Origin of the sequence: Laceyella tengchongensis (assembly GCF_900182735.1) — a bacterium.
In the GTDB taxonomy this organism is placed as follows: Bacteria; Bacillota; Bacilli; order Thermoactinomycetales; family Thermoactinomycetaceae; genus Laceyella; species Laceyella tengchongensis.
In genome coordinates this window covers 358358-381250 of sequence record NZ_FXTU01000003.1, presented here as the reverse complement: position 1 = coordinate 381250, position 22893 = coordinate 358358, and the positions used below count along the sequence as shown (strand labels likewise).

The 22893-nt window shown below is 49.4% G+C and carries 26 protein-coding genes; 23 read left to right on the top strand and 3 right to left on the bottom strand.

Annotated elements, in window-relative coordinates; all coding sequences use genetic code 11:
* Positions 1-2 precede the first annotated feature (2 nt).
* The 7 genes from QQZ12_RS08855 (at position 3) to QQZ12_RS08825 (ending at position 4914) form a co-directional block, all read left to right on the top strand.
* Positions 3-548 (top strand): ReoY family proteolytic degradation factor, encoded by a 546-nt coding sequence (locus tag QQZ12_RS08855; protein ID WP_022738489.1) that lies wholly within the window; start codon positions 3-5, stop codon positions 546-548.
* Positions 549-612: 64 nt separating this feature from the next.
* Positions 613-1083 (top strand): DUF2487 family protein, encoded by a 471-nt coding sequence (locus QQZ12_RS08850; RefSeq protein ID WP_102992292.1) that lies wholly within the window; start codon positions 613-615, stop codon positions 1081-1083.
* 177 nt (positions 1084-1260) lie between these two features.
* A complete protein-coding gene (locus tag QQZ12_RS08845; protein ID WP_022738492.1) occupies positions 1261-1758 on the top strand; it encodes a Rieske (2Fe-2S) protein in 498 nt (165 codons plus the stop codon).
* 26 nt (positions 1759-1784) lie between these two features.
* Complete coding sequence (gene qcrB / locus QQZ12_RS08840) at positions 1785-2456, top strand: menaquinol-cytochrome c reductase cytochrome b subunit (RefSeq protein WP_022738493.1); 672 nt, start codon at positions 1785-1787, stop codon at positions 2454-2456.
* Between the two features lie 25 nt (positions 2457-2481).
* Positions 2482-3273: a menaquinol-cytochrome c reductase cytochrome b/c subunit gene (locus tag QQZ12_RS08835; RefSeq protein ID WP_022738495.1), complete on the top strand. Its 792-nt coding sequence runs from the start codon at positions 2482-2484 to the stop codon at positions 3271-3273.
* Between the two features lie 66 nt (positions 3274-3339).
* Positions 3340-3990: a DUF1405 domain-containing protein gene (locus QQZ12_RS08830; RefSeq protein WP_223248071.1), complete on the top strand. Its 651-nt coding sequence runs from the start codon at positions 3340-3342 to the stop codon at positions 3988-3990.
* Positions 3991-4116: 126 nt separating this feature from the next.
* The gene (locus tag QQZ12_RS08825) at positions 4117-4914 is read left to right on the top strand and encodes a sporulation protein YpjB (protein WP_284724284.1); all 798 of its coding nucleotides are present in this window, start codon (positions 4117-4119) and stop codon (positions 4912-4914) included.
* A 20-nt stretch (positions 4915-4934) separates the two neighbouring features.
* Here the strand turns inward: QQZ12_RS08825 and QQZ12_RS08820 are convergent, their stop codons facing one another.
* Positions 4935-5792: a YitT family protein gene (locus QQZ12_RS08820; RefSeq protein ID WP_106342440.1), complete on the bottom strand. Its 858-nt coding sequence runs from the start codon at positions 5790-5792 to the stop codon at positions 4935-4937.
* 506 nt (positions 5793-6298) lie between these two features.
* Between QQZ12_RS08820 and QQZ12_RS08815 the strand changes: the two genes are divergently transcribed.
* The 12 genes from QQZ12_RS08815 (at position 6299) to QQZ12_RS08760 (ending at position 18307) form a co-directional block, all read left to right on the top strand.
* Positions 6299-6637 carry a nucleotide pyrophosphohydrolase gene (locus QQZ12_RS08815; RefSeq protein ID WP_102992295.1) on the top strand — a complete coding sequence of 113 codons (339 nt, stop codon included), beginning with the start codon at positions 6299-6301 and terminating at the stop codon, positions 6635-6637.
* A 32-nt stretch (positions 6638-6669) separates the two neighbouring features.
* Entirely contained in the window at positions 6670-7473 is an 804-nt protein-coding gene (gene dapB, locus QQZ12_RS08810; RefSeq protein ID WP_054096530.1) for a 4-hydroxy-tetrahydrodipicolinate reductase, read from the top strand.
* Between the two features lie 17 nt (positions 7474-7490).
* Positions 7491-8483: a 1-aminocyclopropane-1-carboxylate deaminase/D-cysteine desulfhydrase gene (locus QQZ12_RS08805; RefSeq protein WP_102992296.1), complete on the top strand. Its 993-nt coding sequence runs from the start codon at positions 7491-7493 to the stop codon at positions 8481-8483.
* A gap of 26 nt (positions 8484-8509) precedes the next feature.
* On the top strand, positions 8510-8914 hold the full coding sequence (locus tag QQZ12_RS08800; protein WP_022738506.1) for a methylglyoxal synthase: 405 nt from the start codon (positions 8510-8512) through the stop codon (positions 8912-8914).
* Positions 8915-8936: 22 nt separating this feature from the next.
* The gene (gene bshB1, locus QQZ12_RS08795; protein WP_102992297.1) at positions 8937-9638 is read left to right on the top strand and encodes a bacillithiol biosynthesis deacetylase BshB1; all 702 of its coding nucleotides are present in this window, start codon (positions 8937-8939) and stop codon (positions 9636-9638) included.
* A 25-nt stretch (positions 9639-9663) separates the two neighbouring features.
* Positions 9664-10782, top strand: a complete 1119-nt coding sequence (bshA, locus tag QQZ12_RS08790; RefSeq protein ID WP_102992298.1) for an N-acetyl-alpha-D-glucosaminyl L-malate synthase BshA — start codon at positions 9664-9666, stop codon at positions 10780-10782.
* Between the two features lie 33 nt (positions 10783-10815).
* Positions 10816-12042 carry a CCA tRNA nucleotidyltransferase gene (locus tag QQZ12_RS08785; protein ID WP_102992299.1) on the top strand — a complete coding sequence of 409 codons (1227 nt, stop codon included), beginning with the start codon at positions 10816-10818 and terminating at the stop codon, positions 12040-12042.
* Between the two features lie 37 nt (positions 12043-12079).
* The gene (locus QQZ12_RS08780; protein ID WP_416332423.1) at positions 12080-13006 is read left to right on the top strand and encodes a biotin--[acetyl-CoA-carboxylase] ligase; all 927 of its coding nucleotides are present in this window, start codon (positions 12080-12082) and stop codon (positions 13004-13006) included.
* A gap of 193 nt (positions 13007-13199) precedes the next feature.
* Positions 13200-14240 carry a reverse transcriptase domain-containing protein gene (locus tag QQZ12_RS08775; protein WP_284724283.1) on the top strand — a complete coding sequence of 347 codons (1041 nt, stop codon included), beginning with the start codon at positions 13200-13202 and terminating at the stop codon, positions 14238-14240.
* A gap of 844 nt (positions 14241-15084) precedes the next feature.
* Positions 15085-16101 carry a site-specific integrase gene (locus QQZ12_RS08770; protein WP_102992302.1) on the top strand — a complete coding sequence of 339 codons (1017 nt, stop codon included), beginning with the start codon at positions 15085-15087 and terminating at the stop codon, positions 16099-16101.
* A gap of 607 nt (positions 16102-16708) precedes the next feature.
* Positions 16709-17077, top strand: coding sequence for a YhjD family protein (locus tag QQZ12_RS08765; RefSeq protein ID WP_102992303.1), 369 nt, complete (start codon positions 16709-16711; stop codon positions 17075-17077).
* Between the two features lie 117 nt (positions 17078-17194).
* On the top strand, positions 17195-18307 hold the full coding sequence (locus tag QQZ12_RS08760; protein WP_102992304.1) for an ADP-ribosylglycohydrolase family protein: 1113 nt from the start codon (positions 17195-17197) through the stop codon (positions 18305-18307).
* 147 nt (positions 18308-18454) lie between these two features.
* Here QQZ12_RS08760 and QQZ12_RS08755 read toward each other — a convergent pair whose 3' ends face one another.
* A complete protein-coding gene (locus tag QQZ12_RS08755) occupies positions 18455-18898 on the bottom strand; it encodes a hypothetical protein (protein WP_102992305.1) in 444 nt (147 codons plus the stop codon).
* A 161-nt stretch (positions 18899-19059) separates the two neighbouring features.
* Entirely contained in the window at positions 19060-19227 is a 168-nt protein-coding gene (locus QQZ12_RS08750; protein WP_189319023.1) for a hypothetical protein, read from the bottom strand.
* Positions 19228-19463: 236 nt separating this feature from the next.
* Here QQZ12_RS08750 and QQZ12_RS08745 point away from each other — a divergent pair, with 236 nt between their 5' ends.
* The 4 genes from QQZ12_RS08745 (at position 19464) to panD (ending at position 22878) form a co-directional block, all read left to right on the top strand.
* Positions 19464-20432, top strand: a complete 969-nt coding sequence (locus QQZ12_RS08745) for a cupredoxin domain-containing protein (protein ID WP_102992306.1) — start codon at positions 19464-19466, stop codon at positions 20430-20432.
* A gap of 336 nt (positions 20433-20768) precedes the next feature.
* Positions 20769-21635 carry a 3-methyl-2-oxobutanoate hydroxymethyltransferase gene (gene panB, locus QQZ12_RS08740; RefSeq protein WP_284724282.1) on the top strand — a complete coding sequence of 289 codons (867 nt, stop codon included), beginning with the start codon at positions 20769-20771 and terminating at the stop codon, positions 21633-21635.
* Positions 21632-22507 carry a pantoate--beta-alanine ligase gene (gene panC / locus QQZ12_RS08735; protein ID WP_102992308.1) on the top strand — a complete coding sequence of 292 codons (876 nt, stop codon included), beginning with the start codon at positions 21632-21634 and terminating at the stop codon, positions 22505-22507. The genes panB and panC overlap by 4 nt, the downstream gene beginning before the upstream one ends.
* Positions 22492-22878, top strand: coding sequence for an aspartate 1-decarboxylase (panD, locus tag QQZ12_RS08730; protein ID WP_102992309.1), 387 nt, complete (start codon positions 22492-22494; stop codon positions 22876-22878). The genes panC and panD overlap by 16 nt, the downstream gene beginning before the upstream one ends.
* Positions 22879-22893 lie beyond the last annotated feature (15 nt).

Sequence of the window (22893 nt, the reverse complement as noted above, 5' to 3'; positions counted from 1 at the left end):
GAATGGAGAGCAGCGTTACTATTCAAGAGAAAAAAGAGTTTATCCGTTGGTTCTTGAATCGTTATGAGCTGCAAAAAAAAGAAGCTGCGTGGTTGCTTGAATTCTTGTCTTCCAATGAACGGTTGCTTTCAAGGGTGCATTTCGTTGATCATGTCCGTCATCTGCCGAAGACGATGATCATCTCGGCGAAATGCAGTAAAATGATTCCCTTTCGATTCACTAAAAACAAACGCGTAGGTACAGATGTTGAGACGGCGTTTTATGATATCCGAACGAATCCGAACGAAGAGGTTTATATTGGGCTTCACTTTAAAGACCGAGCCGCATGTCCCGAATATGCCGCGATATTGGAGGGAAACCCCATGGAAAAACATGACTTGGTGCAAGACCATTTGCTCAGTCTGTTCGCGGAGATCATCCTAGACCAAGCGGTAAAAGAATTCCAACGCAAAGAACTGTACAAGCGGATTGACCATGCGCTCCAAGCAAGAGACGAAGAAACATTTTTACGGCTCAGCGAACAATGGGTCAAGATACTGGAGTCCTGATACGTTTTGCTGTATAATGCTCAGCATGTAGCTGAGCATTTTTCTTTGGAAAGAAGGAACGGACATGATCTTAAAAGGAATCGACCGGGAACAATGGGGCAGCGTGGCGGCTTATGTGGACACGCTCTTGTTACCTATTTCCCCGGTGCGGCTCACAGGCAAGATGTTGCAAGTGGATGAAAGTTTGTTCATAGATGAATTAGCAAACGATCTGGAGGAAAAACTAAGGGGCAGGCTTTTGTTGCTTCCCGCCATTTCATACATTGGACAAAATCCGGAGGTGTTTAAACCTTACATAAATGAAATAATAAAAGAGATGGCCAACTCTGGTTTCACCTATCTCATTCTGCTTGCGGACCGGGCTCATGCGGCCATCTTGGAAGATTTGCAGGAAGCGTTTGCAGAAAAAACGGGATTAGTCATCATCACACACACGGTTGAACAGGGCGAACAGGAGGGGCGCGAGGCCAATTTGGAACAAGCCAAAGACCAGCTTTACCAAAAAGTGCTGGAAGCGTGGCAAAATCATGCTTAAATTGTCATTAAAACGTCCCGATTTTGTCCGCTCAAAGTCACAGTGGTTCCTTGACTTTATCACCCACCTTTCGCTATCATGTATATGTCCTAGTAAAAGATAGTCAGTGTCCTAGCAAAACAAAGATTCCGGTCCGAGTGGACGGTTGAAGCCGTATAGAAGGAGGTCGGACAAGTCGTGAGTAAGAAAGTTTCCCGCCGCCAATTCTTAACGTATACGTTAGGTGGGACAGCCGGTTTCCTCGCTTCGGGACTGCTATTCCCGATGGTGCGTTTCGCTGTGGATCCTATGCTGAAAAAAGGAGAAGCAGGAAACTTTTTGGATGTGGGTCTCAAGGTAGATGAGATCACCGATACCCCCATCAGCGTGAAGTTCGTCATTCACCGCAAAGATGGTTGGTACGAACCACCAAAAGGGGAAACTATGACGGCATGGGTATTGAAGGAGGGCAATGAAATCCTGGCCCTTTCTCCAGTGTGCAAACACTTGGGTTGTACCGTAAGCTACAATACCAACCCACAATTCAAAAATGAATTTTTCTGTCCTTGCCACTTTGGACGATATACGAAGGACGGGACAAATGTTCCAGGTACTCCTCCAGCAAAACCGTTGGATCGGTATGAAACCAAGATCGAAAACGGCAAGTTGCTGATCGGACCACTAAAGAAAGCTTAATGGCTCTTGAAACGGAGGTGTAGCGGATGCTGCGCGCCATCTATGATTGGGTGGACGAGCGTCTGGATATTACGCCGATCTGGCGCGATGTCGCCGACCATGAAGTACCGGAACACGTTAACCCTGCCCACCATTTCTCAGCATTTATTTATTGCTTTGGTGGACTGACATTTTTTGTTGTCGTTATTCAAATACTGTCCGGTATGTTCTTGGCGATGTATTATGTTCCAGACATTGTAAACGCTCACGCAAGTGTAAACTACCTGCAGAACGAAATCGCCATGGGCGCAATCGTTCGGGGGATGCACCATTGGGGTGCGAGTGTCGCTATTGTGATGCTGTTCCTACATACCCTGCGTGTCTTTTTCACCGGTTCTTATAAGCACCCGCGTGAATTTAACTGGGTTGTAGGTATGTTGATTTTTGCAGTTATGCTGGGTCTCGGATTTACAGGATATCTCTTGCCATGGGACAACAAAGCATACTTCGCTACCAAGGTAGGGGTCGAGATTGCCGCATCCGTACCAGTGATTGGGCCATACATCGCTATCTTCCTGCAAGGCGGAGACATTGTAGGTGCGCAAACACTTGCTCGTTTCTTCGCGTTACATGTGTTCTTCCTCCCAGCTGCGTTACTCGCATTGTTGGGCGTACACTTTATTCTCATTCGTCGTCAGGGCATTTCTGGACCGCTATAAGGTCTACGCGTGAGGAGGGATCCACTTGGCACATAATCAAGACGGAAACCATACACAAGTCCACTATGTGGGAGACTCGCGCGTTCGTGCAGACCGTCCAAAGATGTATCCCAAGGACTACTCAGAGTTTCCTGGTAGAACGGAAGCTTTCTTTCCCGACTTCCTTCTGAAAGAGTGGATGGTTGCAGCCGTCTTCCTCGTTGGTTTTATGACACTGGTCATGGCCCATGAACCTGAATTGGGAGAACTGGCGGATCCGACGAACACCGGTTTCTTGCCTGTACCAGACTGGTACTTCCTGTTCTTGTACCAGTTGTTGAAGTACAAATGGGCTGCTGGTAAATTCGTAGTGATTGGTACTGTTATCCTGCCAGGGATTGCGTTTATGGCTTTGATGCTCGCTCCATGGCTGGATGGTACGAAAGAACGTCGCCCTATCAAACGCCCGGTGCCAGTTGGCATCATGTTGGTTACGCTTGTCGCGATTTGCGCGCTGACATGGGCGGCAGAATATGAGCACGAATTGCAATTGGAATCAGCTATCGGTAAAACACCACAAAATACTAAAGTAATAGCCCAAGACGAACAAGGATATCAAATTTACGCGAAAAACGCATGTATCAAATGTCACGGTGACAACCTGGAAGGGAAAAACGGTCCTACGCTGATCGGTACAGGTAACCGTCACACCGCTGAGGAAATCACCAAGTACATTGATGAAGGTAAAGGAACAGCGATGCCTGCGGGCATGTTCCAAGGCAGTGAAGAAGAGAAGCGAATTCTTGTAGAATGGCTCATGAAGCAAAAACAACAATAATTTAGCACAAAGCCTGGTTACATCTATGTGACCAGGCTTTTGCATAATAAAAAAGTGGGTGGATCCATGTCTGTGTCTGATGCTATGCATTATGTGCTGTCCCTGCTCAGAAAACGCACCGTCTTATGGATATTATTCATCATTAATTTTTTGGGGTCCATTTATGGATTTTATTGGTACAAAGAGCAGTTGGCTTTGACTGAGCCCAAGGTGTTAACCCTGTTTGTCCCCGATAGCCCGACGGCGAGCGCTTTTTTTACTTTGGTGTTGCTGTTGTACCTGTGCTCGCGCCGTAGCCCGCTGTTAGAGGCTTTTGCTTCTATCACCTTGTTTAAATACGGCATTTGGGCTGTGGTAATGATATTCTGGGGGGCTTACTTGGATGTGCGCCCGATGATGGATTCCTTATCGTGGCAACATTGGATGTTGGTGTTTTCCCATTTGGGTATGGCCGCGCAAGCCATTCTATACGCACCTTTTTACACTTATGGCCGGCGGGAGATTCTCATCGTCGCCGCATGGACGTTGCTCAACGACGGGTTGGACTATGGGGTGGATATTCATCCTTGGCTGGCATTGTCATTGGAGCCGTTTGACCATGTGGTGGGCTGGTTCACGCTCTTGCTTAGCGTGACCACATTGTTGTTGTTTTCGATTTTTGCGATGTTGCCGAGCAAATGGCGCCCGCAAGACTTACCCCTGCCGCGATCTTCTTAAGCGTTTACCAAGAAACCGGGAATTTGCCCCGGTTTTTCTTTTTTCCCGGGTTACAGACATATTCCGATGCCTGAAGGGAATAGTCTTGTACCAAAGACTAGTGAACGGGAGGAGTGTGTCATCAAGGTGCATTTGCGGTGGATGGGTAAGGGTCTGGCGTTGATCCTGCTGTGGCTGACCGTCCATCCCGCCGTCGCGCAGGCGGAAGGGGTGGAGCGGGAAAGGGAAGAATGGTCCCAGTTGGCGGGGAAAATCGAACGGGAAGTGGAATCGGCACAATGGCTGGCGGCACGTGAGGATTTAGGGGTGTTGGCAAGGCGTTTTTCCCAAGCAGATTGGCTGGCGGAAAATCTGTCGCTAGAAGCAGTACACAACTTGAGTGAAGTGTTGATGGAATTAGAATGGGGCTTAAATCAAGTTCGACCGAATCAGAAGGAACTTTCCCAGGCGGCGGAACGGATGCACTTGGCTTTTGATGCGTTGTCCCATCCCAATCAACCGTTGTGGCAACGTTTTTATCTGCCGATGAAAGAGGAAGTGGTCGCAGCGAAGCAAGCTATTGGGCGCAAAGACCGGCAACGCGCCCGCCAAGCGATCGAAGCATTGCATCAAAAGGCGCAACACGTCCGCCCCGCGCTGATCGTGGCGAAGAGTCCATTTGCTGTGCATAAAATGGATTCCCTGATTGCTTTTATGCGTAAGGAAAAGCGGCTGGACCGATTGGCCGCTGCGCTGGGGCAGTTGGAACAGTTGCTTTATCCGCTGTTTTATGGCACCGAGCGAGATGTGATGGCGACAGTCCATCGGTGGAAGGAAGGAGAAGCGATTTCGCTTACCTATTGGCTGGCGCTGATGATCGTCACCGTTTTAGCTTATGTCGCTTGGCTCCGTTATCGGGCCGAATCCAATCCAGCGCCAACGTAAACGGTTCTGCCAGCCAGAGGTCACTTTCCGTATGTGAACCCTTCACCCAACACATCCTTGGCGTCGTGTACAACGACAAACGCATAAGGGTCGTGTTGGGTCACCGTGTCTTTTAACTTTGGCAGTTCATTTGGGCCGACAACCACATATAAGACTTCTTTTTCGTGGCCGGTGTATCCCCCTTTGCCGTTTAAGATGGTGACGCCGCGGTTCATTTTTTGCGTGATGGTACGGGCGAGCTCTTGCGGATGGTTGGTGATGATGGTGGCCGCTTTAGAAGCGTTCAGGCCCTCTACTACAAAGTCTACCACCTGTGCGCCGATAAAGACGGTTACCAAGGTGTACATGGCCATATCCAAGCCGATCAAAAAAACGGAGCTGGCTATGACGGCAAAGTCAAACAAAAACATGGTCCGGCCGATGCTCCAGCCAAAATATTTTTGCACGATCCGCGCAATGATGTCTACACCACCAGTCGTGCCGCCGATTCGAAAAATCATACCCAGTCCAGCTCCTACCAAGACGCCCGTATACAATGCGCACAAGAGCAGGTCTTTGGGAGGTGCGCCCCACAGTTTGACAATGGGTACGGTCAGCTCCAACATCAAGGATGAGGCGCCGATTCCGACCAACGTATAAAAGAATGTCCGCTTGCCAAGCACGCGGTACCCGATGAACAAAAGCGGAATATTTAAGACCAGAATGACCAAGCCAGGCGACCAACCGAAGGCGTAGTACAGCAACAAGCTAATCCCGGTGAATCCCCCCTCGGCCAATTGGCTGGGAATGGCGAAATAATTGATCCCCACAGAAAAAATGAAAGCTCCCAAAAAAATCAAAAAGATGTTCCTAGCATGTTCAATCCCCGTAAATTTCATCTTAACCGCCTCTTTGTTTATCATTTAATCCCGCTATATTATACATGTCCTATTTTGTGACATCAATGAGGGAAACATGAAGAAAAGCGCTAATGTGTTATGATTTTAGCGCGGCGGCGTATCTTCCTGAAGAGCAGTAAAGAAGTGCCGGACGCAAACGCAGCTTTGGGCCATGTTTGGACAAGCTTTTTATTCCCCTGAATGGGGATTTTAGATTAACTGCTTGTTTATTGGCTACGGCATGGTTACTATAAATAAATAAGTGGTATCGATAACCATCGGTTTGTACCGGTATGGTTTGGCTTTGGGGTGGCGGCTGTGAGCGATTTATGGAATGATTAGAGAGATCAGGCTGGTCACCGCAAGGTCTTGACCATGAAGATGGCTCGCAACGAACATCCGTTGGCTGTTCAAACGAAGTGAATGCGATTTTGGCCACTGGCAAAGGCTAATGCCCATCACTCAGCGGCCTAGGGAATTGCCAGTGTGGTTGGAGGTTTAAGAACATGGCGGAAAAAACATTGAAAGAGATGCAACAAGAAGTAGATGTGTACATCAGTCAGTTTAAAGAGGGCTATTTTCAGCCGTTGTCTATGCTGGCGCGGATGACGGAAGAAGTGGGGGAATTAGCCCGCGAAGTGAATCATCGCTACGGGGAAAAACCAAAAAAGCCCGGCGAAGAAGAAAACAGCCTCGAAAGTGAGCTGGGCGACATTATGTTTATCGTCACCTGTTTTGCCAATTCGCTTAACATCGACTTGGAGAAGGCCTTTGATGGGGTGATGGAAAAATATCGCACGCGTGATGCGAATCGTTGGACACGGATTGATCAGGAAGGGAAATAATGGAGACAACAGAGAAGAGGAGAAATGACACCATGGGTATTCGAGTCATCGTTGCCGGCGCCAGTGGGCGCATGGGGCAAGAGGTAATAAAAATGATGCGGCAATACGATCATTTGGAGTTAGTTGCTGGCGTTTCGCGCACATACGCTGGACAAGACGTCGGTGAAGCGTTGGGTTTCAACCCGATTGGGGCCCCGTTTTATGCGACGGCGCAGGAAGCATTAGAAAAGCATGAAGCAGATGTGTGGGTCGATTTCACCACTCCCCACGCAGTGAAAGAACATATGGTGTTGGCGATCAGCAAAGGCGTGCGGCCGGTGGTGGGCACAAGCGGATTGTCGGAAGCTGAAGTACAAGAGCTATCCGAGCTGTGTGCGGAAAAAGGCGTGGGGGCGATCATCGCGCCTAACTTTGCGCTGGGTGCCGTCTTGATGATGGTGTTTGCCCGGCAAGCGGCCAAATACTTGCCCCATGTCGAAATCGTGGAATACCATCATGATCAGAAATTGGACGCTCCTTCAGGCACGGCGATGAAGACGGCCGAGATGATCAGTGAGACGCGAACCGAGATCAAACAGGGCCACCCAGAAGAAAAAGAACTGCTTCACGGTGCGCGTGGAGGGTTGACTCAGGGCTTTCGCGTTCACAGCGTGCGTTTGCCAGGGTTGATCGCGCACCAAGAGGTGCTGTTTGGCGGCGAAGGGCAACTGTTGACCATCCGCCACGATTCTTTCAATCGCGAATCTTTTATGCCGGGTGTGAAATTAGCAGTTGAAAAAGTGATGGAACAAGACCGGCTCGTGTACGGTCTGGAAAATGTGATTGATTTCGCTTAGAGGAGAGCGGGGATCAAATGAAAAACGCGTTTCCAAGGTATCCGTTGCTGAGCGGAGATACCCCGTTGATGCCGCTAGCCAATCTAGGGGCGGAACTGGGGGTAGCCAGCCTGTGGATCAAACGGGATGATGTGACGGAATTGGCATTTGGCGGCAACAAACTGCGCAAGTTGGAGTATTTGTTGGGACAAGCACTAGATGAAGGATGCGATTTGGTGATCACGGGGGGAAGCCCCCAGTCGAATCACGCCCGCCTCACAGTGGCGGCCGCCAACAAAGCTGGCTTGGAAACTTGGTTGTGCTTTGCGGGTGAACGCTTAGGCGACGTGCAGGGGAATTTGTTGTTGGATCAATTGCTCGGCGCGAAATTGTTTGCGACTGGGGCGTATGGTTCAGATGGCTTGCTCGCGGTGATGCGGGAAAAAGCGTTTGCGGCGGAGCGTTTGGGCAGGAAGCCGTTTATCATTCCCGTGGGAGGCTCTACCGGAAGGGGAGATTACGGTTATGTCACCGCTTGGTACGAGCTTGAGCGGCAACGGCAACAGCAAGAATTGCCGCCGTTTGATGAAATCTATGTGGCGGTGGGGACGGGCGGAACGTTGGCCGGGCTTGCTGTCGGGCGAAACCTGACCCAGACCCCCACCCGTTTCCGCGGTATCAGTGTCTGGCAAGAGCGGGAGCAGACGGAGCAAGAGGTGAACCGTTTCATGCGCCAGCTGTGCAAGGAGATCAACCAGCCGGCAGCTTCTGAATTGGCGCCGACCGACGCGCTGTTCGATCAATACATTGGTCGCAAATACGGCACGCCCTCTCCGGCGGGAAATGAAGCGATTCGGAAGTTGGCCCGCGCGGAAGGGATTTTGGTCGATCCGATATACACTGGAAAGGCGCTGGCGGGAATGCTCGACCAATTGGCGAAAACCGCCGACAAATCAAAACGGGTATTATTTTGGCATACAGGTGGCGCGCCTGCCTTGTTTACGCATGCATCATCCTTGGCGCGCATGTGACGTCACCATCAAAAAGGGGGAGGCCAATGAATATCGCTTTAATTGCGCATGACGCAAAAAAAGAGCAAATGGTGCAATTCGCTATCGCTTATGAAGAGTTGCTCAAGCCCCACCGCCTCTTTGCTACCGGAACAACCGGCAAGCGCATTGCAGAGGCGACTTCACTTCAGGTGCATCGCTTTTTATCTGGGCCGTTGGGTGGGGATCAACAAATCGGAGCGCTGGTGGCAGAAAACCGCATGGATCTGATCGTCTTTTTCCGCGATCCGCTGGCCGCGCAGCCGCATGAGCCGGACATATTGGCTTTGTTGAGATTGGCTGATGTCCATAACATTCCAGTAGCTACGAATCTTGCGGCGGCGGAAATCATGATTCGGGCCGTCAAAGAAGGCGAGCTGTCGTGGCGCGAGCTGGTCAATCCAACCCGGTAATGGGAGAAGAGAGGGAACAAAGGTGAATACCGTTGATATTTTGGCGTTTGGTGCGCATCCCGATGATGTGGAAATCGGAGCGGGTGGCATTTTGGCCAAACATGTGAAACAGGGCTACCGCGTCGCCATTTGCAATCTGACCGAAGCAGAGCTGTCTTCAAACGGGACCGTAGAACGGCGACGCATGGAAGCGAAGCGGGCCGCCGCCATCTTAGGGGTCGGGCAAGTGATCGATTTGGCTTTTCCCGACCGCGGCTTGGGCGGAAGAGAGCAGATCGACAAGATGACGCAAGTGATTCGCCAGTATAAGCCTAAGGTGGTTTTGGCTCCATATTTTGAAGATCGGCATCCAGATCATGTGGCATGTAGCCGCATGGTGAAAGAGGCTGTTTTTGACGCGGGGATTCGCAAAAAAAAGACGCCTGGGGACGCAGAAGCCCATCGTGTCAATCGGTTGTATTATTATTTCATCAATGATGTCCATCCGGCTGACGTGATTGTGGACATCAGTGATGTTTACGAACAGAAAATGGAATCGATTTTGGCTTATCAGAGTCAATTTAACCCGAAAGAGGGAGAAGTGGGCACCCCGCTAAACAGCCCAACGTATCTTGCAATGGTGCGCGGCCGTGACCAGTTATGGGGCCACCAGATCGGTTCGCTCTATGGGGAAGCGTTAAAAAGCCCGACGCCATTGAAAACAACATCATTGATTGAGGCATAAAGCGAAAAGAGCGGGAGGGTGCCAAATGCGCATTGGGATTACATGTTATCCTTCACATGGAGGATCGGGGGTTGTGGCCACCGAATTGGGGAAATTGTTGGCCGAAAGAGGCCATGACATCCATTTCATCACTTATGACATGCCGTTCCGTTTGGGGCGGTTTCATCAAAATATCCGTTATCACGGAGTGGAAGCGCACCGCTACGCAGTCTTCAAATATCCACCGTATGATTTGGCTCTAGCCAGCCGTATGGCGCAAGTGGCCAAAGAGTACCAGTTGGATCTTTTGCACGTTCACTATGCGGTGCCACACGCGATTGCTGCTGTGCTGGCGAAACAGATGGTGGGCGACCATCTCAAAGTGGTGACGACTTTGCACGGTACAGACATCACGGTGTTGGGAGAAGATCCTTCATTGCGCGATGTGATTTGTTTTGGGATTCAGAACAGCGACGCCGTGACGGCGGTGTCAGACGATCTGGTTAGACAGACAGAAGATTTGTTTTGTGTGAACAAGGAAATCGAACGGATCTATAATTTCGTTGACACCCGCGTGTATTACCCTCGCGATGTGGAGCCTTTGCGGGATCATTGCTGTGAAAAAACGGAAAAACTGTTATTACATATATCCAACTTCCGGGCAGTGAAACGCCCGCTGGACGTGATTTCAATCTTCCACCGGGTGGCAAGTGAAATTCCCGCACGGCTGTTTCTTGTAGGGGAAGGGCCGGAAATGCCCAAAGTAATCCAGCGGGTGCAGGAGCTAGGCCTAGATGATAAAGTGGTTTTCCTAGGCAAACAGGATGAAGTGGCCCAATTGATTTCATTGGCCGATTTGTTGCTTTTGCCATCCGAAAAAGAGAGCTTCGGCTTGGTCGCGCTGGAAGCAATGGCTTGTGGTGTGCCTACTATCGCCTCCAACGCCGGTGGTATCCCCGAAGTGGTGACGCATGGGCAAAACGGCTTTTTGGCGCCAGTCGGCGCGATTGAAGAGATGGCTCAATACGCGTTGATGTTGCTCAGAGACGATGCGTTGCACCAAAATTTTTCGCAAGCGGGTCTGGACAGGGTTAAACAGGAGTTTTGTGGCTTGAAAATTGCGGGCCAATATGAACAGCTATATGCGAAGGTGTTGTCCCGCTAATTCGTCAGCGGGGTTTTGGACGGAGGAAAAGAGATGGATGAGCGCAAACAAGCGGCGTTGTGGGTAATGGAAAAGCTAGAGCAAGCGGGGTTTGCCGCGTACCTTGTGGGTGGATGCGTCAGGGATGAGCTGATGGGACGCCAGCCGCAAGATTATGATGTGGCGACAGAGGCACGGCCAGAGCAGGTGCAAGCGATTTTTCCGCGAACGGCGCCCACCGGCCTGCAACACGGCACCGTTACGGTCGTGCATAACGACTTGCCGATCGAAGTGACGACGTTTCGCATCGAAGGGGAGTATGCGGATCGGCGGCGCCCAAGCCAAGTCGCTTTCGTATCTTCTTTGAAGCTCGATCTGGCTCGGCGCGATTTCACGGTCAATGCTATGGCCAAAGATCGGCACGGTGAGTTGATCGATTATTTTTCGGGAATGGCTGATTTGGAAGCAAAAGTGATACGGGCCGTCGGAGATCCCATGGAGCGGTTTCAAGAAGATGCGCTCAGAATGTTGCGGGCTGCCCGGTTTGTGGCGCAGTTCGGGTTTTCCCTCGATGCAGACGCTAGGCAGGCGATTGTGCATCTGAAACAGGAATGCCGGTTTTTGTCTGTCGAACGAGTGGTGTCTGAGATGGAAAAAATGTGGAAGGCAACGGCTCCGTCCGCTGGGCTGGAGATTCTGGCTGACACTGGGCTCTTTGCCCATCTCCCCCCGTTTTGCCAGTGGGCAGACGGGCGCCAGCTTGCCATAGAAGGGCTGGAAAGGTTTGACTGGGTGCGGGATAGGATTGTCCGCTGGAGTTACCTGCTGTCACTGTGCAAAACAGACATGGACGGCCTAGCGGCGAGATTGGATCAGCTGAAGTTGGCCACTCGGGACAAAGAAGCGATCAGCGTTTGCATGCAGTTGGGATTGACTTGGCAGCGGCAAACGGATGAGGAATGGAAACGCCGTTTATATCGCTTTGGCCTCGATGCGCTTCAGCGAGCGGGGCAACTGGCTCACTTGCTGGAGTTAAGGCGGCCGGAAGATCCAGATGAGACGAAGTTGGAAGCTTGGTGGCAGGCGATGCCTGTCAAACACACGAGGGAATTGGCGGTTTCCGGGACGGATCTGATCCGCCAGACAGGCCGCCAAGCGGGGCCGTGGGTGGGCCGTACGTTGGCTTACCTTGCAGAACAAGCGGCGTTACAACGGATTCCAAATGAAAGAGAAGCATTGTTGAAGGAAGGGTGTCAATTTGGGGCAAAGTATACGCAATGAATTGATCCGCGTCTTGATTGCAAACGACGCCGTTTTTATGTCGGGTGAGGAGATCAGCCGAAAAGTAGGAGTAAGCCGGGCGGCGATTTGGAAACACATTGAAGAATTGAGACAGGAAGGCTATGAGATTGAAGCGCGTCCGCGCCACGGTTACCGACTGGTGCACCGGCCGGATCGGATGGCTCCAGAAGAAATATATCCGCATTTGCGGACGGACGTGTTTGGGCGTGAAATAAAATATCTGGCGCAAACGGAATCCACGCAAATTGTGGCGCACCAATGGGCGAGGGAAGGCGCTCCGGAAGGGGCAGTGGTTATCGCCGAAGAGCAGTTGCAGGGGCGCGGCAGATTGGGTCGCGCTTGGCACTCTCCTCCTGGCACAGGGATTTGGATGAGCATGATCCTGCGCCCGCCCATTCCATTGAGCCATGCACCACACTTGACATTGCTTGCTTCTGTTGCCGTGCAGGCGGCGCTGGCGGAGTCGACGGGATTGCCTGTGAAGATTAAGTGGCCCAACGATTTGCTCATCCACGGCAAGAAAGTGTGCGGTATTTTAACGGAATTGCGCGGTGAACAAGATCAAATCCATTATGTGATCATGGGGATGGGGATCAACGTCAACGTGAAAACCGACGACTGGCCCGATTGGCTCAAGCATGTGGGGACATCTTTGATGCATGAGTGCGCCCGCCCGATACATCGCGCATCTTTGGCAGCGGGGATATTGTACGAGTTGGAGCGCATGTACCAAATGTATTTGCGCCAAGGATTCGGCCCGATTCGAAAAGCATGGCATGAAAGAGCAGGAATGCTGGGGAAACAGATCACTGCCCGTACCACGCAAGGAACGATGACCGGCATCGCCCAAGAATTAAATGAACAAGGGGCGTTGCTGTTGCGAACACAACAAGGCGTGGTACCCGTCTATTCGGCCGAGATCGAGTGGCGGGTGAATCAGTGAACGAAAAAAGTGAGGAAAAAAGACGCTAGTTGGTGAAAGAGAATTTTGCCGGCTGGCGTTTTTGTTATGCCTTTTGCCACAGAGTTTGCCCATTTCTTCCGACCGCACAAGCAAACGCGGGTGTTGTGGCGTAAATTGTGGTATATTTCAATTTTTCGGTTATGTGAGATGCTGGGTGAAAGGAGGCCGCCCGTTGAGTCAAAGCGGAAAAACCAAATTCCGGATCACCAAAGAAGCAGTTCGCCATGCGTACGAAAGAGCTCGCAAGTCCAAATCGGTCGGAATCGACGAGCAAACGATCCGGCAATTTGAAGCCGATCTGGAAGGGAATTTGACCCGATTATGGAAACGGCTTGCGTCAGGTGATTATGCCCCCGCCCCCTTAAGGAGAATCTTCATTCATAAGCCTGGCGGTGGTTGGAGAATATTGGGTATTCCTACTGTGACCGACCAAATTGCTCAATATGTGGTCATTAATCATCTGGAGCCGAGAGTGTCGACCATCTTCCATGACAATCTGTTTAACAGAAACGGAAAAAGCGCCGCTGATGCCGTGGAAGCGGCCAGCAAACGGTGCCTGCAACATGATTGGGTATTGTGCCTGGACATCAAAGATTTTTTCTATTCGATTGATCATGCCAAACTGTTGCCAATGATTCAAAAATACACAGATCAAAAGTGGGTACTGCTCTATATCGACCGGTGGTTGAAGAATCCGCAAAAAAACAACCGGGGTGTTTTATTCAAAAGTGCGGGAGTCTCCCCGGGAGCGGTCATAAGCCATCTGTTGGCTGACCTGTACCTCTATCATGCGTTTGACGAATGGATGCAGACCAACTACCCACATGTTCCTTTCGGGCGTTTTGTTGATGACATTCTTTGTCATTGCAAAAGTGAAAACGAGGCCAATCGGCTATTGGCAAGCATAACCCGGCGGCTGTCACGCTATCGTTTGCAACCCAATCCGACCAAAACGAAAATCGTCTACTGCAAGGATGATCGACGTAAAGGAGATTATCCCCATGTTTCATTCGACTATTTGAAGCGTCATTTCAAAGCGCGAAAAATGTCTACCAAAGACGGAAAAGAACGGTGGATTTTTTGTGCGCGGCGATTGTCAAGCCGGGTGTTTACCGGAGCAACCGTAACTAACAGCAATAGCTTTGTTCCTATGAGTAATCAGTTCGCCAGTTCTGTCTGGATCAATCCTGAAGTCAAGGCACACAATCCCTAGCGGCGAAATGCAAGATAACGCTTTCAATTCAAGTGCTGTTATCATGAAAATTAGCGAGGTAGTTCAATCATGCTCCACTTCATTCGTTTTCGGTAATGTAGGCACAGTCACTGAAACTCAACCGCTTTTAATGTATGACGAGGTTGGGCTTATTTGTCTGTGCCTTTTTTCATTCACCGATTATGAATGAATAGGGTGCTTTTTTATGTCCAAATCTAAAAAAATGTTGCAAGCGAGCCTACTTTTGGAACATGAAGGCATGCTAAGATGTCCGCTCTGTTCCAGTCAAATGAAGCAATATAACACTAATTTTAAATAAAATAGGATGAAGTCTTGTAGGGCACCTTACAATATAGATTTTAATTTAAAGCATGTTACTAATGTTCTGGATATCATCGATTAAGTAATTAAATTTCGTAGCTGAGAGAGGTGTATATTAGTGAAGAACTAATAAAAGAGGGGGCAGAGATCATTTAAGCCGATGATAAGAAGTTTAATAAAGGTAACGCATTAGTTGATAAAATAAAATCTATTGACAAAAATAAATAATAATGATAGAATCTAAATTGATAAAAAATAATAATATTACTAATTGTTATGGATTATAACAGAAGGCGCTAAATTAACTACAAACCATCTTAATTATGAAAATGCATAGAAGGAGGTGTGAAAAAATGTTGATTGATATTCTTTCGACACCCACGCAAAAAAAACTTGGGTTTTATCAATTTTGTTATATTTAAATAGTATGATATTATCCTCGGAACTTTTGATTGTGAAGTTCGATGCTACTCATCTCGATCATTATGCGTTCAATAGAAGACAAGTTTGGGAGTGAAGTGAAATGATGACGAATACAAATAAAAAAAATAATTACTTATTTCGACCGGAATTAAAAAGTACTTTTCTTGAAGAAGGCGATTTCAGTCAAGGAACAATCAAAAACTACATTCGAATCTTTTCAAAGGTGTCTGAGTATGAAAAAGAGTTAGATAAAGATATTTCTCAGTTTTCATTTGAGGAATTAGAAAAAATCCTTTATGGCTTTGAGGCCAATAATAGACATACTGTTGAAACGTATGGACGTGTCATATCAAGTTATTTACATTGGTGTGTTCAGAAAGGTATTGCTCAAGAGAATCAACTGGAAAAAATCAAGTCTAACGACTTTGATAGATATATAAAAGCAAAAGAGACCTATATAACGGAAAAACAATTAAGAAGATATGAAGACCTGTGCGCTAACTACCAAGACGCTGTTATTTTACGCCTACTATACATAGGGGCGGGAGGGAAACAGCATAGTGAGATATCGAATCTTAAAGTGAATGATGTGGATTGGGATAGAAAGCAATTGAGACTCGTGAACAGTTTGCAAGTTGATGATAGAGGTCGTCCTAAAAAATCAACAGAAAGATTTATTCCCGTTGATAATCGTACCCTAAATTTAATTAAAGGTGCGATTGAACAAAAGAGTTATATAAAAAGAAATGGCTTCATGACTATTCCAGAAAAAGACAATGTGCGAGAATACACTGATCTAATACAAAACGACTATGTTGTTAGAGCGTCTGCCACAAAAAACAGTGACCCCTTAGCCCCCGTCGATAAATTTGTGATACATCGGCGACTTACTGTCCTTGCAGAAACATTGGATATAGATTACTTGAAGCCAAAGTATCTGCAACGTAGCGGCATGATATATCTGGCGCACTCTTTGATTGGGCGTGATGAGGAAGTTACGCTTGACGATTTGAAGATTATTGCAGATAGATTTAACATTAAATCATACCACAATCTAAAAGCGATTATAACGACGAAAACTGTTCGCGAGACTTACCCAGAAGAGTTTCACGAATAGATTTACATGCTTCATTTACTTGTTATTTAAAGGGGGATCGGCGCTTAGCCTGATCAATGAGCTCGGGAATCGTATGGGGAATACCACGTTTGAGGAGAAGACGCCGACAAAACAGATAGCTGAAGCCACGATCTGCAATCAAATGATCTGATCTCTTGCGTGGCCTCCCGTTTCCCAAACGGGGAACACAAATGGATTCGAGTAATATTTACAATTGGGGAGATGACAGTTGATCTCACCATCCTGTTTGGAAAAAAACAATAGCACAATCAGCCGGCAAAAAGTCGACCTCCTTAGAAAGGGGTCGGCTTTTTTGTGTTGAGATGGGCCGGAACGCTACTTTAAAAAAGAATAGACTTATCGATTTATTTATAATAGTCTATGGTTATGGTATTTCCCTTGGTAGGGCCCAGCGGAATGCTCAACCTACATAACCATGCTGTTGACCCAAGATGGAGAAGCCCGTTTTCATAAGGGGCTTTTTTTGCATGTTTGTGTAAGGATTGGGATTGGAGTATATGCTTATAAAAGGGGGATGGTCGCGGGTTTTATGGCCGAGGGGGCGATAACGCGGGGCCGGCCGACAAGATGCAAAGGGGAAATACCGATGCTGTATGATGAAGATCAACTTGCGTTTGAAGTGGAATTGAAGCGGTACGCACATTTGGAAGTGTTGCTGGGTGTGTTGGAACGGGACAAGAAGCAAATGGGTCACCTCAAGATGGGGGAGATATACCAATACCAGCTGGAGCAGATCATGGATCAATGTTTGCGTGATATGGCGGAGATTCGGGATTATTTCCGGCAATCTCAGGGAGAAATCATCCAAACGGTGCAATTGGCGGGTGAGCGGTTGGTAGAGTATAAGTACAAGGGATATCGCTATCAGGTGAAGTATTTGAATGAGTTTATGCGGGTTGAGTGCGGGGAGATGTTGAAGGGTTATATGAAGTTAAAGCGAGATGGGACCATGTGACGGGAGTGCCGGCACATGGCGTATTTTATGATTGGCGATGAACATCTTCATTAAAATTGTTATATTCAGATTGTATATGATAAAGCGCAAAGACAGCATGAGAAGGAGACAAAAGAAATGGAAAATAAGAAGCGCGGAGTTATGTTGGGATTGGCTTGGGGAGATGTACTAGGATGCCCTGTCGAGGGATGGCGCAAGAGGGAGATAGAAGAAGTTTATGGTGAATATAGGGAGTTACCAGCAGCGTACCCCGTCGACAAGATCGCTGAAAAAAAACGGCGCCGCTTGCGTCCGCTCGGCTTGCACTCAGATGACACACAACAAGCGATGGCCTTGGTGCAGACTTGTCTGGCTGAAGGAGGTTGGAACCGGGACGCTTGGAAAAGTATATTGGTTCAAGGAATGAAACAGGGCGCATGGCGAGGAGTTGGCCGATTTTTTACGGAGGCTTTGCATCGCATGCGCAAAGGGGAGATGGTGGAACATGCGGGTAGCCCATCTGCCGGAATGGGAGCCGCTATGCGCATCGGACCGTTGGGCGCTTTGTATTGCCAGCCTGAACAGGCTGACCACTTATGGCAAGTCGCGCTCGAATCCAGCCTGGCTACGCACCGCGATGCGAGGGCTGCGGGGTTTGCCGCTTTGTTGGCGCACGCCATTGCCCTGTTGTTGCAAGGCAGGTCTGGGCGTGAGACGCTTGCCGCTTTACCGGAGCTTGCCCGGCAAGGGGAAGAGCGATTGCAGGAGATGTCCAAACAAGGTTGGCGAATGGATGAGGTGAACTCTTCAGCCATTCGCGAAGCAATGGTTCAGGCATGCACTTGGATCGACTTGCCGGTGGAAGCGATGCGGCGCCGTTTGTCCGATTGGGCCCGCCCCCAGTTGAAAGAAGGGTTTACAAGAGCTCATCCCAACCAAGGTTTTGTATTGCTCGGAGGGTTACACGCCCTGCTCATGGCTTGTCGCGATGATCTTGAACCGACCGAGGTGCTACTGTCGATCATTCGGGAGGGATTTGATACTGACACGGTGGCGGCGATAGCGGGTGCCGTCTTGGGAGCGCGGTTTGGGGATGCATGGATCCCGAAGGAGAAATTTTATGATCAGACGCGGATCGAAGCCTATGCCGACGCCTTGGTCACCCAAGTTCGACCGGAAACGCCGGCCTCGTTTTTAAAGCAGGAAGCGGAATTAACCGACATCGAAAAGGCATTTTCGTGCCGGAAATAAGGATCAGGGGGGCAAAAGGCATTGCCAAACAGGGCCGTATTCTTATTCGCGCTTCACAGGGGGCTTCGCTGGTTTAAGAGGTTTTTTACCTAGTTGACGATTCCAGACAAAGACCGCGACCGGTAGCGGGTCGCGATAAATTCATGGTTAATCTATTTCGACGAAATCCACTTTTTCTATGTATACCGCATCCGCATGTAAGATGTCCCGTTTCACGATAAACCTTATCATCTCTTCAGGTAAAGAAACGACTTCGCCGCGTTGGTATTTCAGATAGAGCAGGGCCCATTCTTCATGCGGATGAAACCATTCTTTCACTTTCATTTCACATAATTGACAGGTGGTTGTTGGTTGATTTTCCTTGCTCGGAGTTTGCTTCACGAATACCTCCGCGAATACAAAATCGGCGGCCTCATTGAAGCGGGTGAGATAGTAACTCCGATTTTGTTTCAATTCGGCGGTAATGGATTGCTCAATAAAATAGTGACGTGCGCTTTCCGCATCGGACGCCATGCAGTACAACCCTTCTTGTCCAAGCAAAGATTGGGAATGGCTAAAAACCCTGTACAATTGCTTTTCAACCAACTCCATCGTGCAGACACCCTCCTCGATATGAAGTACCTCCTCTGATTTGCATCTCTTTAGACGTTTTTTCTTTGGCGCCATCAAGAAAAAAGCCCCCCAACCAAAACGAATCGAAGGGGCTTGATTGATGAGATTCATCACTTTGCCGTGTGAGTAGCCGCAGGATTTTAATTATTTTTATTTTTGAAAAATACTAAAGAGGATGAATCATCTTGCTTGTTGTTGCGGCCTTTTTTTGTTTCGCGGCGAAGAATTAAGCTTGGGGCGGCTCGCCAGAGTGCAATTTGCGAATCATGAATGGTCACCTCCTCTCGGTCATTTTTGTTTTTCAACAAATTGAAGCTAATTCCTCCTTAAATCGCAGAAAAATGATAAATTTTTTAAAATATGATGCCGAATGGGCAACCTGCTTTTTGTGTAATTGGCTTTCAATCCTTTTATTCTAATGAAAATAATAGATTTTTCAGGGATGAATGGTAGGGAATGCGCTGGTTTTACGCAAAGTGGCTGCGGAATTTTTGTGCAACAATTTGTAACAAATTGCGAAGATGAGAGGCTTGAGGATGACAGGATGGTTGCGGTGGCGCCGCTATGCGTGTCACGTGCTACATATGGTAAAATGGTTGTGGTGGTGCTGAAGGGGCCTTCTCGGCATGAATTAGCGGAAATTTGTGAATTAAATCGACTTGGCGGAGGGGGTTTTGGCATGGGAGTGGTCTTGGGGGGAATGGCGTTGGGGGTAGGTTGCGTCCGTCTGCTTATTTTTGTGCATCGCCACCGGTTCTGGTTGTCTAAGCACACCGGTATGATGGTGGCCATGGCTGGCGCGACGATGGCAGGACTGCTTTCGGGAACCATTTTAGGAATCCTATTCGGGGGCAACCTATTTTTGCCGACGGAATTGGCCATGCTGTTCAGCTTGTCGCTGGGGTATTGGCTGGGCAAGCCCAGTGGTTTGTTAGCCGCAGTGGATGGGATTGTGGCTGGGATTATGGGCGGGATGATGGGAGCCATGTTGGGTGTGATGGTGCTGAGGGAAGCTCCTGATCTGACAATCGTGTTAATGGCTGTTTTGTTTCTCTGTGTTACGCAATTGCTTGTTCAGCTGATCAGAGAGGAAGCTGAAGTGGCACCGGGTTTGGGAGTGGGGGATTGGGTGATGTGGGGTGGAACCCTGCTCATGGTGGCTGCGCTAGGGTGGCAACAAGCCGGTTTGTTCCCATTGGCTGATGCACCGTCGCATCACTCTCACCATCCTAAAGCGGTGCGAGCTGAGCAGCTTACCGGGATGCAGGTGGTACAAGCCCACATTGACGAGACCGGATGGTCAGGCATGATTCAAGCGAAAGCGGGCATCCCGTTGCGATTGCAGGTGGTGTCAAAGTCAGGGGCGGATTGCGGACAAGGGCTCCAAATCGACGAATTCCAGATTTCAACACCGTTGGCGGACGGCAAGGCTACTGTCCAATTCACCCCGATCCACCCGGGGACGTACCCCATGCGTTGCGGAGCCAAGGTTGGTTGGCTGTTGGTGGAATGAGATGAAAGCTGGTAATGGGAGCGATGATCTTTGTTTGATGTAGAAAGTCATCCTTTATTGCAATGGATTGTAAAGAAATTTATTGCATTGTGTTTTGATTTTGGTTAACCTATAGCTGGGGAAAAGGCGGCATCCACAAAAACTGGAGCTGCACTGTGTAACCTGAGTGATTTGAACAAACTAAGCAAAGAAGCCATTTTCTGCTTCGAGCCTTTGGGACGGAGACAGAGCAAGCGGTCAAGGATGCATGGCGCCCTTTTAGTCCCTTTGTGTGGCTGATAGCGGCGTTTTCTATTTTCTCTGACCCAAGGGCCCTATGAAAAAGGAGGGTTCCTTGTGAGCACAGCTAAAAAACGTGTGACAACCCGAACACTAATCAAGATGAAACAAGCAAATGAACCGATCGCCATGATTACGGCTTATGATTATCCAGCAGCAAAGATGGCTGAGGCGGCCGGAGCGGACATGATTTTGGTTGGCGATTCGCTGGGGATGGTTGTGCTGGGCTATGATTCCACCATCCCGGTAACGCTGGAAGACATGTTGCACCATACGAAAGCGGTTACTCGCGGTGCCAACAGGGCGATGGTGATTGCCGATTTGCCATTTATGGTGGCGCACCTGTCGCGTGATGAAGTGTTGAAAGCTGCTGCACGTCTCATGCAAGAGGGCGGGGCCTACGGAGTGAAGCTGGAAGGTGGTCGGGAGATTATAGAGAATGTCCGGGCTTTGACCCAAGCTGGCATCCCTGTGGTGGGGCACCTTGGTTTGACTCCGCAGTCAGTTAACCAATTTGGCGGTTACGTCATCCAAGGGAAAGAGTTGGCGGCGGCTGAGCGACTGATTGAGGAAGCGCAACATCTGGAACAAGCCGGCATTTGCGCATTGGTGCTGGAGTGCGTTCCCGAAGAGTTGGCGCGCCTGATCAGTGAGAAGTTGCGGGTGCCCACGATTGGCATTGGCGCTGGACGCCATTGCGATGGGCAAGTATTGGTTTACCATGATGTGCTTGCGCTCGGCGGTGAGTGGCATCCCTCATTTGTCAAAGTGTATCGCCAAGCAGGCCGCATGATGACTGAGGGGATTGCGGAGTATGTACAAGAAGTGAAAAATCGCCAGTTCCCGCAAGAGGAGCATGTGACGCACTTGGCTGGCGAAATAGCGGAGCAATTGTATGGAGCGAAAGAAGGAGCAACCGCATGAAAACGATTGAAACCATCCACGCATTGAGAACTGCGTTGAAATCGCGTTGTCAAGGGACCATTGGCTTTGTGCCGACGATGGGCTATCTCCATCAGGGGCATCTGAGCTTGGTCGAACGGGCCAAACAAGAGTGTGACACCGTGGTGATGTCCATTTTCGTGAATCCATTGCAATTCGGCCCCGGTGAGGACTTGGATCGCTACCCGCGCGATTTAAAGCGGGATCAGGCGCTTGCCGAGGCGGCCGGGGTGGACTTTCTGTTTCACCCTTCTGTCAGTGAGATGTATCCCACAGAACCATTGACCCAGGTGCATGTGGAGAAAGTGACGGAGCGCTTGTGCGGCGCTTCCCGGCCAGGCCATTTTGCGGGCGTGGCCACAGTTGTGACCAAGCTGTTTCATATCGTGGCTCCGGATCGTGCCTATTTTGGCATGAAAGACGCCCAACAAGTGGCGGTGATCGAGCAGATGGTGCATGATCTGCATTTCCCAGTGACGATTGTCCCATGTCCGACGGTGCGTGAACCAGATGGGCTGGCGCTCAGTTCCCGCAATGTTTATTTGTCTCCAGAGGAAAGGGAGCAGGCGCTCGTCATTAATCGGACTTTGCGGGAAGTGGAGCAGAAATGGACGCAAGGGCATTTTACTAGCGCCGACGAGTTGGCTCAGTTTGTGCGTGAACGGATTCAGACAGCGCCGTTGGCCGATATCGACTACGCGGAAGTATTAACCTATCCGCGGTTGGAAAAGCCCGGTGCCGCATGGAAAGAGCAACGTTTGATTGTCGCTGTCGCCGTGCGCTTCGGGAAAACGCGTCTAATCGACAACGTACTGCTTGATGGGAGAGGGGAAAAGTCATGTTCCGAACAATGATGAAGGCCAAAATCCACCGCGCGACGGTAACGGAAGCCAATTTGAACTATGTGGGTAGTATCACCATTGATCAAGACATTTTGGACAAAGTGGACATCTTGCCGAATGAAAAAGTGCAAATCGTCAACAACAACAATGGTGCCCGGCTTGAAACGTATGTGATTCCCGGTGAACGGGGTAGCAAAGTCATTTGCCTGAATGGAGCCGCCGCTCGCTTGGTGCAACCGGGTGACCGCGTTATTATCATTTCCTATGCGATGATGGAAGATCAGGCGGCCCGGTCGCATAAACCGGTTGTCGCCGTGCTAGATGAAGAAAATAATATCGTAGAAATGCTGGGAGAAGAAGTACACGGTACTGTGCTGGTGTGACGCACTTTTCGCCCC

Bases quoted from the DNA above. Each gene is read 5' to 3' on its own strand.
- QQZ12_RS08800 (WP_022738506.1), top strand. From the start codon at position 8,510: ATGAATATCGCTTTAATTGCGCATGACGCAAAAAAAGAGCAAATGGTG.
- QQZ12_RS08755 (WP_102992305.1), bottom strand. From the start codon at position 18,898: ATGGAGTTGGTTGAAAAGCAATTGTACAGGGTTTTTAGCCATTCCCAA.
- qcrB (WP_022738493.1), top strand. From the start codon at position 1,785: ATGCTGCGCGCCATCTATGATTGGGTGGACGAGCGTCTGGATATTACG.
- QQZ12_RS08770 (WP_102992302.1), top strand. From the start codon at position 15,085: ATGATGACGAATACAAATAAAAAAAATAATTACTTATTTCGACCGGAA.
- QQZ12_RS08765 (WP_102992303.1), top strand. From the start codon at position 16,709: ATGCTGTATGATGAAGATCAACTTGCGTTTGAAGTGGAATTGAAGCGG.
- QQZ12_RS08745 (WP_102992306.1), top strand. From the start codon at position 19,464: ATGGTTGCGGTGGCGCCGCTATGCGTGTCACGTGCTACATATGGTAAA.
- dapB (WP_054096530.1), top strand. From the start codon at position 6,670: ATGGGTATTCGAGTCATCGTTGCCGGCGCCAGTGGGCGCATGGGGCAA.
- QQZ12_RS08850 (WP_102992292.1), top strand. From the start codon at position 613: ATGATCTTAAAAGGAATCGACCGGGAACAATGGGGCAGCGTGGCGGCT.
- QQZ12_RS08815 (WP_102992295.1), top strand. From the start codon at position 6,299: ATGGCGGAAAAAACATTGAAAGAGATGCAACAAGAAGTAGATGTGTAC.
- QQZ12_RS08805 (WP_102992296.1), top strand. From the start codon at position 7,491: ATGAAAAACGCGTTTCCAAGGTATCCGTTGCTGAGCGGAGATACCCCG.
- QQZ12_RS08855 (WP_022738489.1), top strand. From the start codon at position 3: ATGGAGAGCAGCGTTACTATTCAAGAGAAAAAAGAGTTTATCCGTTGG.
- panD (WP_102992309.1), top strand. From the start codon at position 22,492: ATGTTCCGAACAATGATGAAGGCCAAAATCCACCGCGCGACGGTAACG.
- QQZ12_RS08820 (WP_106342440.1), bottom strand. From the start codon at position 5,792: ATGAAATTTACGGGGATTGAACATGCTAGGAACATCTTTTTGATTTTT.
- panC (WP_102992308.1), top strand. From the start codon at position 21,632: ATGAAAACGATTGAAACCATCCACGCATTGAGAACTGCGTTGAAATCG.
- QQZ12_RS08785 (WP_102992299.1), top strand. From the start codon at position 10,816: ATGGATGAGCGCAAACAAGCGGCGTTGTGGGTAATGGAAAAGCTAGAG.
- QQZ12_RS08780 (WP_416332423.1), top strand. From the start codon at position 12,080: ATGTCGGGTGAGGAGATCAGCCGAAAAGTAGGAGTAAGCCGGGCGGCG.
- QQZ12_RS08830 (WP_223248071.1), top strand. From the start codon at position 3,340: ATGTCTGTGTCTGATGCTATGCATTATGTGCTGTCCCTGCTCAGAAAA.
- QQZ12_RS08760 (WP_102992304.1), top strand. From the start codon at position 17,195: ATGGAAAATAAGAAGCGCGGAGTTATGTTGGGATTGGCTTGGGGAGAT.
- bshA (WP_102992298.1), top strand. From the start codon at position 9,664: ATGCGCATTGGGATTACATGTTATCCTTCACATGGAGGATCGGGGGTT.